The sequence below is a fragment of the Methylobacterium sp. AC832 genome, assembly GCF_979256025.1.
Genome location: NZ_CEEDMV010000001.1, coordinates 1,467,333 through 1,479,237 on the forward strand (window position 1 = coordinate 1,467,333; position 11,905 = coordinate 1,479,237).

The window sequence follows — 11,905 nt, forward strand, 5'->3', positions numbered from 1 at the left end:
TCGTGGCGATGCGCTCAAGCCATGACGAAACCTGCGGCCGGCAACAAGAGCCGGCCGCAGGATGTCGATGGGTTTGCCTGCGCGTCATCCGCGATGAGCGGCGATTACGCAGCCTTGGTGTCGAGCAACTCGTTGGCGGCGGCGAGCATCGACTTCATGGCAGCGGAAGCGGCCTGATAAGCCGGCGTCCCCACGTCCCAATTGTTCGCGGCGACGGCATCGATCATCTTCTTCGCTTCTTCGAGAGCGGTCTTCTCGGCATCGGCAAGACGGGCCAGCGCCGGGTGATCGCGCAACGGGCCGTTCCGCAACTCCGTGCAGACGCTGTGGTTCGCAATGCCCAGCATCGTCGCTTCGGTGGAGGCGGCCGGAGCGAGCCCGACCAGGATGCGGGCCAGCTTGCGCTTCCACATGCCCACATCCGCCGGCAGGCAGACCAGGCCATGAGCGCTGACGCGGCCGCTTTCCGCAGCCAAAGCGGTGCGGCCGAAGCTTTCCGCCTTCACGAGGCGGGTGGTGATCTTGTCGATCTCCTCGTGGGTCTTCGCGGCCTTGCCGGCAATGTTCTGGACGCTGGTGGAAATTTCGGCGGTGGCAGAGCGCTGCTGCGAGAGCATGTGCGAGATCGCCTGATTCAGGTCGCTCGCCTGCGAGATCCGCTCGTTGGTCTGCTCGACCCGCGTCTCCAATTGCTCGACGATCGCCCGGCCGGACGTGACGGCGCTGCGGCTCTCGCCGACGGCCACCGAGATGGCTCCCATTTCGGCCGTGAGGGTGCTGAGCAGGCCGCGGATTTCACCCGTCGACCTGGCGGTCTGGGCGGAGAGCGACTTGACCTCGGCGGCGACCACCGAGAACCCGCGTCCGGCTTCACCCGCACGCGCGGCTTCGATCGTGGCGTTCAGCGCAAGCAGATTGGTCTGGGCGGAAATCGACGCGATGGCGGTCGCCATCACTTCGATCTGGGCGATGGCTCGCTCCAGCACCACGACGCGCTCTGAAATGAGCGAGGTGCGGGCTTCGATCTCCTGCATGGCGGATTTCGCCTGGCGTCCGTCGCCGATGCAGGCGCTCATGGCGGTCAGCGCGTCCTGGGCAACGGTGACGACCGTGTCGGACGTCTGAGAGACCTCGGCGATGGACGCCGCCAATTCCTCTGTTGCACCCGCGATCGTCTGCGTGGCGCTCGCCACCTCGCCGACATCGTAGGTCATCCAGCCGATATTGATGGCGGCCTCCGAGGCTTCCTTCGCCATGGACGCGATGGAGGACAGGCTACGCTGCTTATCGTCATCGCCATGGCTGCGAAGGCGTTCGAGGGCGGATTTGAGCCTACCGTCTGGCAGGTCGACGGCGGTCAAACCCTGGCTCGACATCAGTGCTTCGACGGCCGCGCTCAGACGAACCTCATCGGCCTCGATCTGCTGGGCAACGGCAGGCACCGCAGTCGTGTCGGAGGCGGGACGCTTGCGGGAGAAGCCAATCATAAAACTACAACCCTGAGATATCGATAGGGCAATGTAATAAACTCTATTGTTTAATAGTGCCTTAGCATACCCGCTCTCCGCGACCGCCGGAACGCGAGAAAGGTCGGCTTCCTTGAGCCAGACGCCAGTCGTCAATGGTAACCAAGCGGCTGGATTCTAATATTTTCTTCTTTCGAACAGTATCCGACCTGCTCCTCAAAAAACAGGATTACCAATCAAACCGCTGGTTCTTCTCCAGTATCACGCGTAGACGAAAATTGGCTGGCGCATACTCCAACCATGTATGACGTCTCGCCATAAGAATTGATGTCGCGGCGGCACCGAACAAGAAACATACTTATAGTTGAATTCAATTTCGCCCAGTGTCGCACATGGGAGAGTAACTTTTTTGCGAAGTTCGCGCGCTCGACGTGAGCGACTGCATCGGATCGAAGGGCGAGCCATGATGGGGCACCATCCTCACGCGCATGTTCGGGCGAGCGCGCATGAGGACTGTTCTAGGCGCGAGCGATCAGGCCGAATGAGGGAGAAGCGGTGCGGGTCGCAGCGGGACGAGGCCGGCCTTGCGCTCGAGCAAGGTCGGCGGCGGTACGGGCGCCTCGATCGAGCAGACAACCCCGGTGGGCTCGAACAGGAGCTGAACCTCGCCGGCAAGCTCGCGCGCCAGACTACGCTCGATGAGGCGGGAACCGAAGCCGGTGCGTGTCGGCTGCGTCACGGGCGGTCCGCCGTTTTCGCTCCAGCGCAGAAGGAGGCGGGTCTCCGCCTCTTTCACGACGGACCAGGTGATTTCCACAGTCCCACCCTCCTGCGAGAGCGAGCCGTATTTGACCGCGTTGGTGCCGAGTTCATGCAGCGCCATGGCGATGGAGAGCGCAAGCCGAGGTGGCAGGCGCAGTTGCGGCCCGGACACGATGAAGCGGGATTGGCCCGCCCCGGTGGAATCGAGGGGAGCGATGGCATCCGCCACCACGTTGCCGAGTTCCGCACCCTCCCAGCTTTCGCGGGTGAGCACATCGTGCACCCGGGCGAGGGCGAGCAGCCTCGCCTCGAACGCGGCTTTTGCCGCCGCCGCCTCCACCGTGTCGAGGCCGCGCAGGGATTGCATGGCGATGGACTGGACGGTCGCGAGCGTGTTCTTCACACGGTGGTTGAGTTCGTGGATGAGGAGCAGGAGATGCTCCTCCGCCCGCTTGGCGTCGGTGATGTCGACGTTGCAGCCGGTATAGCCGAGGAAGGCCCCGGTATCGTCGAGGCGTGGCACGCCTTCGCAACGCAGCCAGCGTACCTCGCCGTCGCGATCCACCACCCGGACCTCCGCCCTCACGGGAAGACGCTCGGCAAAGGCCTCGGAGAACTTGGACGTGAACGCCGTCTGGTCGTCCGGATGGACGATCGTCTGCCACCCGCCGGCCGCGAGCGCGCTGGCGGGTTTTCCGAATAGATGGTCGAAATGCAGGTTGGCGAAGCTGATCTCGCCAAGCTCGTCGGTCATCCAGATCAATGCGGGGGCCGAATCCGCCATGTGCCGGAACCGCGCCTCGCTCTCGCGCAGGGCCGAGAGCCCGCGCTCCGTCTCGGCGAGCGCCGTATCGCGCTCTTCGCTGCGCGTGCGCAGGCGCAGGGATGCGTCCGCCAGAACGTCGCCGAGGCGGCGGATCTCGTGGATCGGCGAGGTAATGCGCGGAATCGCTTCGCCACGGGCGAGCGCCGGGCCGGACGCCACGAGCCGGCGCAATGGCTGCGAAACCTTCGACCAGAGATTGATGGCGAGGATCGACGACGTCGCCAGGACGAGGAGGCCGAAGCCGGTAAAGGCCCAGATCCATCCGCGCAGCCGCGCATCCACCAGCGCCTTCGGAATCACGGCGCTCACCGTCCACCCGGTGAGGCGCGAGCGCGCCTCGACGACCGTGACGGGGCGCATGTTGAAATCCTTGCCCTCCCAGACTCCCGGCGTATCGGTCTGGCGCTGGCGAAGGGTCGCCAGGCGCGGCCGCCCGACGATGGAGGCCGGGTCGGGAATACGGGCAAGGGCGATCCCATCCCGGTCCGAGACCCCCGTCATCCAGCCCTGGACGTATTCCCGGCTCAGGATGCCCTGGAGCCGGTTCACCGGCGCAAGAAAGCTCAGCAGGTAGACGACCTCGCCCTCGTTCTGCACCGGGACGGCGATGGCGTAGGTCGCCCGATCGGGCATGCTGCCCGACAGGATGCCGGAGATCATGGCCCGCTGCGTTCCGGATGTCAGCTCACGGTCGAAGGGCAAGGCGGTCTTCGGCAATGGGGCCCCGCGCGGGACCGACGTATTGACCAGTTGCTGCCCGTCCGGTTGGCGCAGGAGGATGTCGAGCCCGACGGTTTCGCGAACGAGGCGTGCCTGGGCGTCGAAATTCTCGAACTCCGCATCCTTCAGGCGGGGCGACGTCGCCAAGGTCTGCAGCACGGAGACGAGGCCCGCCGTGTCGCGGTCGATGGACAGGGCGATGCCGCGAACGTTCTCGCGGGCATCCTGTTCGAACCGTGCCCGCTCTGTTCCGGCATAGCGAAACAGCAGGATCGCGGTGAACAGAAGCCCGGGCCCGATCAGCGCCACGACGAGGGCGATCAGGTAGACCTGGGTCGAGAAGCCTCGATCCCGGATGCGTGCGAACAGCCGGCCAGGTGCCGTGCCCTGCCACCCACCGGTTCTCGTCCGTTCGAAAGCAGGTTCCATGTCGCTCTTGGACTCGGCGCTCTTCGGCTCTTGGTTCTTGATCTTGGCTTTCCCCGTCTCGGCGTTCATGGCCTATCGATGTGACCGAGATCCCGGCTCGGCGCCAGCCGATCGCGGACGCGCTGCTTCAAGGTCTTCACGTCGGGAAATCCCCCGTCCCGCGTTCGGTCCCAGATCGTCTCCGACCCGCAGACGATGATGAAGACGCCGCCTGTCCCCGGCACGAGGGCGACTTCGCCGACCTCGTCGCGGAAAGTGGAAAGAAGCTCCTGCGCCATCCAGCCGGCACGCAGGAGCCACTGGCACTGCGTGCAGTAGGTGATGGAAACCCTCGGTTTTTCGACCCGGGGGGTAGGTGGCAGTTCATCCATGGCCGGCACAGCGACCCATGCACGCTGCCTTGTCAACCTGCCCCCGTGGGAGTTCGACCACGGGATGTGCGTGGAGTTTCGTCGCGGACGCATCGCGATCCAGCCTTTCACCGGCGGTATCACGCCCTATCTCAACATGCGTCGCCGGGCGGCAGGGGCGTGGACGCGCCATGCCGCGCCCGTCCACGAGGAGCCCCCGATGTTGTCAGTTCTGCGTCCCGACGCCACCGCGACCTTCGCGCCTTCGCCTCGACCCTCGGTGTTTCGCCGCATGCGGTCCGCGCTCGTCGCCGTCGCCCTGGCCACGACCCTCTCGGGCTGCGGCGCGATCAACCGGGTGCCCACGCTGGAGGAGAGCGCGAAATCCTCGTGGAGCGAGGTTCAGAATCAGTATCAGCGCCGTGCCGACCTGATCCCGAATCTCGTGGAGACGGTGAAGGGCTACGCGCAGCAGGAAAAGGATGTCCTCGTCGGCGTCACGGAAGCCCGCGCCAAGGCCTCCAGCGTGAAGGTCGATGCCTCCACGGTGTCCGATCCCCAGAAGTTCAAGGAATTCCAGGACGCGCAGAATCAGCTCTCCGGCGCCCTCGGGCGGCTCCTCGTCACCGTGGAGCGCTATCCCGATCTGAAGTCGAACCAGAACTTCCTCGCGCTGCAGTCGCAGCTCGAAGGCACGGAGAACCGGATCGCCGTCGCACGCCGCGACTATATCGGCGCCGTCCAGGCCTACAACACCGAGGTCCGCACCATCCCCGGCCGCTGGATCGCCGCGTGGTTCTATCCGGAATCGAAGCCGATGGAGACGTTCACGGCGACGCCCAATTCGGACAAGCCTCCGTCCGTGAAGTTCTAGCGCGGTGATGAGGGCGGCGTTTCTTCGAGGGCGCGCGCTCGCGCCGGTCCTGGCGTTCGTCCTCGTCGTCCTGGCGGGGATGGTGCTGCTGGCGCGCGGCGAGGCTCTGGCCGCGGAGCCGACCTTCCCGTCCCTCAGCGGTCGCGTCGTGGATGCGGCCGGGATCCTCAAGCCGGACGAGATATCGGCACTGGACGCACAGCTGAAGGCTTACGAGGAGAAGACCTCCGATCAGGTCGTCGTCGCGACGGTGCCGAACCTGCAAGGGCTGACGATCGAGGATTACGGCAACCGACTGTTCCGCTCCTGGGCCATCGGGCAGTCCAAGACCAACAACGGCGCACTTCTGCTGGTGGCGCCCAACGACCGCAAGGTGAGGATCGAGGTCGGCTACGGCCTCGAAGGAGCGCTGACCGACGCCTTGTCGAAGGTCATCATCACCACTTCCATCACGCCCCGCTTCAAGACGGGCGATTACGGCGGCGGCATCAAGGCCGGAATCGATGCCATGCTGTCGATCCTCAGCGGCGATGCCGAGGAATGGCAGCGCAGGGGCAAGGTACGCAGCGACGAGGCCGAGCCGTCCCATGTCATCGGCTTCATCATCCTGTTCCTGCTGATCCTGTTCGTCGTCTACCGGATGAATCGCGGTCGCACGGGTGGCGGATTCATCATCCTTCCCGGGCCATCGTCCGGCGGCTGGAGCGGGGGCGTCTCCGGCGGCTTCGGTGATGGCGGCGGCTTCTCGGGCGGAGGTGGCTCATCGGGAGGAGGCGGCGCCTCCGGGGATTGGTAGGATGCTGAGCGACACCGACAGGACGCGGATCGCCGGAGCGATTGCCAAGGCCGAATCGACGACATCGGCGGAGATCGTCGTTCTCGTCGCCGCCCGCGCCGGGCTGTACCGGTCCGCAGCCCTCGTACCGGCACTTGCCCTCGGGCTCGCGGTGCCCTGGCCGCTGATCCTGTTCACGCCGTGGAGTGCGGCGTCGATCGCCCTGACGCAGGCGGCGGTCGTCCTCCTGGCACTTGCCGCGGCCTCCCATCCGCGAACCCGTCTCGGCCTCGTTCCCCGCTCGATCCGGCGGGCGCGGGCCCATGAGGCGGCGACGAGGGAATTCGCCGCGCGCGGACTGGCCGGGACGCGCGGGCGAACGGGCATCCTCATCTATCTCGCCGTCGCCGAGGGACATGCGGAGATCGTCGCCGATACGGGCATCGCCTCGCGCATCTCCCCGGCGGCGTGGTCGTCGGCGATCGACTCGCTTCTGGCCTCGCTCCGACGGCGCGAGGCGACGGAGGGCCTCGTCACGGCCGTCGAGTCCATCGGCGCCATCCTCGAGCGACACCTGCCGCGCCGGCCGGGGGATATCGACGAGTTGCCGAACCGGGTGATCGTCACGGACTGACAGCGTCCGCGTCTTTGTATTTTTCTCCTCTGGCCCCGAAAGAATTTTTGAGCCAGAAGAGCCTTGACGATCCGCCATCAAGGACGGGTCGCGGGAGCGAGACGTCGATGAGTGCGATACAGAAGCACGGGCCATGGGCCCTTGTCGGTGCGTTGGGCGCGGCAGCCCTGGCGATTGTCGCCACCAGCCGTGGCGAATCGATCAACGCCTTGTGGATCGTCGTGGCCGCGGTCTGCGTCTACCTCATCTCCTACCGGTACTACTCGCTCTACATCTCCGAGAAGGTGATGCGCCTCGACCCGGCGCGCGAGACACCCGCCCATCGTCACAATGACGGGCTCGACTACGTTCCCACCAACAAGACCGTCCTGTTCGGCCACCATTTCGCGGCGATCGCAGGCGCGGGTCCCCTCGTCGGCCCGGTCCTGGCCGCGCAGATGGGCTACCTGCCCGGCATGCTCTGGATCCTGGCCGGCGTCGTGCTCGCGGGCGCGGTTCAGGACTTCATGATCCTGTTCATCTCCATGCGGCGCGACGGGCGCTCCCTGGGTGAACTGATCCGGGCCGAACTCGGCGTGATCCCCGGCGTGATCGCGCTGTTCGGCACCTTCATGATCATGGTGATCCTGCTCGCCGTCCTGGCGATGATCGTGGTCAAGGCGCTGGCCGAGAGCCCCTGGGGCACCTTCACCGTCGCAGCCACGATCCCGATCGCCATCCTGATGGGCCTCTACGCCCGCTTCGTCCGGCCGGGCAAGATCGGTGAGGTCTCGATCCTCGGCTTCATCCTGCTCATGGCCGCCATCATCGGCGGCGGCCAGATCAACGAACACCCGGTCTGGGGACCGGCCTTCACCTTCACCGGCACCCAGCTCACCTGGATGCTGATCGGCTACGGCTTCATCGCCTCGATCCTGCCGGTCTGGCTCCTGCTCGCCCCGCGCGACTATCTCTCGACCTTCCTCAAGATCGGCACCATCATCGGCCTCGCGCTCGGCATCGTCGTCGTCGCCCCGCACCTGCAGATGCCGGCCATGACGAAGTTCGTGGACGGCACCGGCCCGGTCTGGGCGGGCTCCCTGTTCCCGTTCCTGTTCATCACCATCGCGTGCGGCGCGGTCTCGGGCTTCCATGCGCTGATCTCGTCGGGAACGACGCCGAAGCTCCTCGACAACGAGATGGACACCCGCTTCATCGGCTATGGCGGCATGCTGATGGAGAGCTTCGTCGCGATCATGGCGCTGGTCGCCGCGAGCGTGATCGATCCGGGCATCTACTTCACCATGAATTCGCCCGGCGCCCTGCTCGGGACCTCCGCCGAGACGGCGGCGGCCGCGGTGACCAATCTCGGCTTCCCGATCACACCCGAGGTGATCACCCAGACCGCCAAGGATGTTGGCGAGCACTCGATCATCTCGCGCACCGGCGGCGCTCCGACCCTCGCCGTCGGCATGGCCCACATCATCTCGTCCGCCATCGGCGGCAAGACGATGATGGCCTTCTGGTACCATTTCGCGATCCTGTTCGAGGCCCTCTTCATCCTCACCGCCGTCGATGCCGGCACGCGTGCGGGACGCTTCATGCTGCAGGATCTGCTCGGCCTGATCTCGCCGACCTTCAAGGACACCACGGCCTGGGCACCCAGCATCCTGGCCACGGCACTTTGCGTCTCGGCCTGGGGCTACTTCCTCTACCAGGGCGTCACCGACCCGCTCGGCGGCATCTACACCCTGTGGCCGCTCTTCGGCATCTCGAACCAGATGCTGGCGGCCGTGGCGCTGACGCTCGCCACCGTGGTGATCTTCAAGATGAAGCGTGAGCGCTACGCCTTCGTCACGATCATCCCCACCGTGTGGCTGCTGATCTGCACCCTCAATGCGGGCTGGCAGAAGATCTTCTCGGCCGACCCCAAGATCGGCTTCCTGTCCCATGCTGACCGGTTCTCGGCCGCGATCGCCGAGGGCAAGGTGCTGGGTCCGGCCAAGAACATGGCCGACATGCACAAGATCGTCTTCAACGACCGGATCGACGCGGCACTCGCCGTGATGTTCGTCGGCCTCGTCGTCGCCATCGCCGCCTTCGGCATCATGGCCTGCGTCAAGGCCTATCGCGCCGAGCGCTGGACGGCCCTCGAAAGCGGCGGCCCCACCGCCGTCCCGGCGGAGTAACCGATATGGCGCTGTCGTCGACGGAACTGCGGGATCGGCTGAAGACCTTCTCGAAATGCGTCTGCGACGGCGCCCGCCTGATGGTGGGGCAGGGCGATTACGAGGCCTATGCCGCCCATATTCGCCGGACCCATACCGATCAGGAGCCGATGAGCGAGCGGGAATTCTACCGGAACAGGGAGAATGCCCGGTTCGGTGTGGGTAACCGGAATGGATTCCGCTGCTGCTGATCCAGTCTATCGCCTTCGGTGACGACCCCTTCGGCGCGACAGATCTTCCTCTCTATCGCGATCATGCGACGAAGACGTTTCGGGCTCCGGTCTCGGAATTGAAATTCCAAGACCGGAGCGGGGCTTTTTAACGACGTCGGCAGCCCCATACTTCATCGGCGCAAGTGCATGCCGATCTAAAGTGGTATCGGCGGGTGGCCTCATCCGGGACGATACGCTTATATGTCGCCTCCCGAGAGAGGAGGTCTCATGTCGCAGCCGCCAATGACCGAGACGCGATCCGGGATGGACCGCTCCGGCGCGATCACCTTCGACAGGACACTCAAGGGCCTCACCGGCATCGCCGTCCGTGGCTTCCTCCTGTCCCTCGTCACCTTCGGCATCTACCGATTCTGGTACGTCACCGAGCTGCGGCGCTACTTCTGGAACAGGACCGTCGTCGACGGCAGCCCGGCCGAGTATTCCGGGACCGGCAAGGAACTGTTCCTCGGCTTCCTCGTCGCCATCGCCATCCTGATCCCCGTCTACGTCCTGATCTTCGTCGCGACGATCTCGGCGCCCTGGCTCGCGGCCTTCGGCAGCGTCCTGTCCTTCCTCATCCTCTTCGTCCTCGGCCAATTCGCGGTCTATCGCGGCCGGCGCTACCGGGCCTCACGCACCCTGTGGCGCGGCATCCGCCTCGGCCAGGATGGTTCGGCGATCACCTATGCGCTGATGGCCATCGGCTGGTCGCTGCTGACACTCCTCACCCTCGGCCTCGCCTTCCCCTTCATGCGCGCGAGCCTGGAGCGGTACCGGATCAATCACACCCTCATCGGGTCGAGCCGGATGGAATCCACCGCGCGCGGGCGCTCGCTGCTGCTTCCCTGGCTGGCCTTCTACGTGGTGGTGCTCCTTCCCATCGCCGCCGCGCTGATCGCCTTCCTCGTGGCTACCGATTTCAACATTCCCAACGACCTGTTCGTCCCCAAAGAGGGGGGCAAGCCCGGCGAGACGGAGTTCAACAGCGATTATGAGGGCACGCCCATCGCCACGTTCGGGGTGCTCTTCCTCAGCACGCTCGGCATCACGTTTCCCCTCGGGCTCCTGCTCATCCCCTTCTACCGGGCGCGGGAGACGCGACTCTTCATGAACGCGGCCAGCCTCGGCTCCGTGCGCCTTTCGTCCACCCTGAAGGCCCGCCAGTTCTACTGGCCCTATTTCGTCTACCTCCTCTCCGTGATCGGCTTCGTCCTGATCCTCGGCCTCGTCATCGGCGGCGGCGGTCTGCTCCTGCAGACCCAGGGCATGGAGAGCGGAGCCCATTGGGCGCTCCTGTTCGGCATGGCGTTCGGCTATCTCGGCGGCGCGCTGTTCTTCGCGGTGCTCTATGTCCGGGTCATCACCGCGCGGCTCTGGGCGGCGGTCGCCACCACCACGGTGGTCGAGAATGCCGGTGGCCTCGATGCCGTGCTCGCGTCGAGCCGGCGGGTGGGCAGCGGACTCAACGAGGGCCTCGCCGACGCGCTCGATGTCGGCGGCGCGCTCGAAGTAGGGTTCTAGTGCCGGCACAAGCGGTCCACGGCACGTACTACGATGGCTTGAGCGCCAGGGCCCATCCGGTGACCCTGGTCCTCGAGGACAGCCTGGAGATCACCGGGCAGGATCTACGCCTCGCCTGGACACTCGCCGAGCTCGCCGCCGGCGACACGGCGGCCCCGCTCATGCGGGTCGGCCCGGCGGGACGTGCCGAGCGGGTCGAGTTCACCAACGAGGCCCTGGCCGCCGCGCTGAAGGATCGCTGTCCGGACCTGTACCGATCCGACCCCTCCGCCTCGGGCGGTCGCCTGCGCCTCGTCCTGTGGTCGATCGCGGCCGGGATCTCGGTGATCGGTCTGGCGATCTACGGCGTCCCGGCCATCGCGGTGCGTCTGGCGCCCGTCGTCCCGGCAGCGATCGAAGCGCGGCTCGGCGGGGCGGTGGACGGGCAGATCGTCAAGATTCTCGGCGACCCGCCGGTCTGCGACGATGCCCCGGCGCGGGCCGTCCTCGACCGCTTGATCGAGCGGATGACGGCGGATGGCGGCCTGCCGGTCGATCCGGCGATCAGCGTTCGCCGGCACGCCATCGCCAATGCCCTGACCCTTCCCGGTGGGCGGGTCGTCGTGCTGTCGGACCTCATCGACCAGTCCCGGACGCCGGACGAATTCGCCGGCGTGTTGGCTCACGAATTCGGGCATGTCGCCGCGCGCGACCCGATGCGGGCTCTGCTGGCGGCGAGCGGAAGCTCATTCCTCCTCAGTCTCGTGCTGGGCGACCTGACCGGCTCCACGATCCTCGTCGCGGTAGGCCAAGCCGCCATCTCGGCCGGCTATTCCCGCGAGGCCGAGAACGCGGCGGATTCCTATTCGGTGGAGGTCATGCGCCGGTCGGGCGGGGATGCCACGGCGTTGGCGACGATCCTCGAACGCATCGCCAAGGACGACGAGAAAGCCGAGTTCGCGAGCCTGCTCCGCAGCCATCCCTTCACGAAGGAGCGCGCCAACCGCATCCGCGCGATGGCGGGCACGGAAACGCTGGGTCGCCGCATTCTCGACGAGACCGAATGGGCAACGCTCAAGGGCATCTGCCGCAACGTGCCGGCCAAACCCACGAAATAGGCGCGTGACCGTGCCGGGCCTGTCCGTGCGCG

General features: G+C 66.1%; 10 protein-coding genes. 7 read left to right on the top strand and 3 right to left on the bottom strand.

Annotation, left to right across the window (positions count from 1 at the left end; genetic code table 11):
• Nucleotides 1-104: 104 nt before the first annotated feature.
• From AC0IXR_RS06875 to AC0IXR_RS06885, 3 genes are all read right to left on the bottom strand, one after another.
• Nucleotides 105-1,487 carry a methyl-accepting chemotaxis protein gene (locus AC0IXR_RS06875; RefSeq protein WP_419951463.1) on the bottom strand — a complete coding sequence of 461 codons (1,383 nt, stop codon included), beginning with the start codon at nt 1,485-1,487 and terminating at the stop codon, nt 105-107.
• A gap of 511 nt (nt 1,488-1,998) precedes the next feature.
• Nucleotides 1,999-4,203, bottom strand: a complete 2,205-nt coding sequence (locus AC0IXR_RS06880; protein ID WP_471760266.1) for a sensor histidine kinase — start codon at nt 4,201-4,203, stop codon at nt 1,999-2,001.
• Nucleotides 4,204-4,268: 65 nt separating this feature from the next.
• The gene (locus tag AC0IXR_RS06885) at nt 4,269-4,574 is read right to left on the bottom strand and encodes an Rdx family protein (RefSeq protein ID WP_056430561.1); all 306 of its coding nucleotides are present in this window, start codon (nt 4,572-4,574) and stop codon (nt 4,269-4,271) included.
• A 199-nt stretch (nt 4,575-4,773) separates the two neighbouring features.
• Between AC0IXR_RS06885 and AC0IXR_RS06890 the strand changes: the two genes are divergently transcribed.
• The 7 genes from AC0IXR_RS06890 to AC0IXR_RS06920 all read left to right on the top strand — a co-directional run bounded on the left by AC0IXR_RS06890 (nt 4,774) and on the right by AC0IXR_RS06920 (nt 11,873).
• Nucleotides 4,774-5,427: a LemA family protein gene (locus AC0IXR_RS06890; protein WP_156467849.1), complete on the top strand. Its 654-nt coding sequence runs from the start codon at nt 4,774-4,776 to the stop codon at nt 5,425-5,427.
• Nucleotides 5,428-5,434: 7 nt separating this feature from the next.
• Nucleotides 5,435-6,223, top strand: a complete 789-nt coding sequence (locus AC0IXR_RS06895; RefSeq protein ID WP_471760155.1) for a TPM domain-containing protein — start codon at nt 5,435-5,437, stop codon at nt 6,221-6,223.
• 1 nt (nt 6,224) lies between these two features.
• Nucleotides 6,225-6,836 carry a TPM domain-containing protein gene (locus AC0IXR_RS06900; RefSeq protein WP_207410641.1) on the top strand — a complete coding sequence of 204 codons (612 nt, stop codon included), beginning with the start codon at nt 6,225-6,227 and terminating at the stop codon, nt 6,834-6,836.
• Between the two features lie 107 nt (nt 6,837-6,943).
• Nucleotides 6,944-9,004 (top strand): carbon starvation CstA family protein, encoded by a 2,061-nt coding sequence (locus tag AC0IXR_RS06905; protein ID WP_471760156.1) that lies wholly within the window; start codon nt 6,944-6,946, stop codon nt 9,002-9,004.
• 5 nt (nt 9,005-9,009) lie between these two features.
• A complete protein-coding gene (locus AC0IXR_RS06910) occupies nt 9,010-9,234 on the top strand; it encodes a YbdD/YjiX family protein (RefSeq protein ID WP_461224671.1) in 225 nt (74 codons plus the stop codon).
• Between the two features lie 249 nt (nt 9,235-9,483).
• Nucleotides 9,484-10,776, top strand: a complete 1,293-nt coding sequence (locus AC0IXR_RS06915; RefSeq protein ID WP_471760157.1) for a YjgN family protein — start codon at nt 9,484-9,486, stop codon at nt 10,774-10,776.
• Nucleotides 10,776-11,873 carry a M48 family metallopeptidase gene (locus tag AC0IXR_RS06920; protein ID WP_471760158.1) on the top strand — a complete coding sequence of 366 codons (1,098 nt, stop codon included), beginning with the start codon at nt 10,776-10,778 and terminating at the stop codon, nt 11,871-11,873. Before AC0IXR_RS06915 ends, AC0IXR_RS06920 begins: the two co-directional genes overlap by 1 nt.
• The last annotated feature ends 32 nt before the right edge of the window (nt 11,874-11,905 follow it).

What these genes read in the sequence shown, in the direction of transcription:
- AC0IXR_RS06875 (WP_419951463.1), bottom strand. Translation starts at nt 1,487, where the DNA reads ATGATTGGCTTCTCCCGCAAGCGTCCCGCCTCCGACACGACTGCGGTG.
- AC0IXR_RS06880 (WP_471760266.1), bottom strand. Translation starts at nt 4,203, where the DNA reads ATGGAACCTGCTTTCGAACGGACGAGAACCGGTGGGTGGCAGGGCACG.
- AC0IXR_RS06885 (WP_056430561.1), bottom strand. Translation starts at nt 4,574, where the DNA reads ATGGATGAACTGCCACCTACCCCCCGGGTCGAAAAACCGAGGGTTTCC.
- AC0IXR_RS06890 (WP_156467849.1), top strand. Translation starts at nt 4,774, where the DNA reads ATGTTGTCAGTTCTGCGTCCCGACGCCACCGCGACCTTCGCGCCTTCG.
- AC0IXR_RS06895 (WP_471760155.1), top strand. Translation starts at nt 5,435, where the DNA reads ATGAGGGCGGCGTTTCTTCGAGGGCGCGCGCTCGCGCCGGTCCTGGCG.
- AC0IXR_RS06900 (WP_207410641.1), top strand. Translation starts at nt 6,225, where the DNA reads ATGCTGAGCGACACCGACAGGACGCGGATCGCCGGAGCGATTGCCAAG.
- AC0IXR_RS06905 (WP_471760156.1), top strand. Translation starts at nt 6,944, where the DNA reads ATGAGTGCGATACAGAAGCACGGGCCATGGGCCCTTGTCGGTGCGTTG.
- AC0IXR_RS06910 (WP_461224671.1), top strand. Translation starts at nt 9,010, where the DNA reads ATGGCGCTGTCGTCGACGGAACTGCGGGATCGGCTGAAGACCTTCTCG.
- AC0IXR_RS06915 (WP_471760157.1), top strand. Translation starts at nt 9,484, where the DNA reads ATGTCGCAGCCGCCAATGACCGAGACGCGATCCGGGATGGACCGCTCC.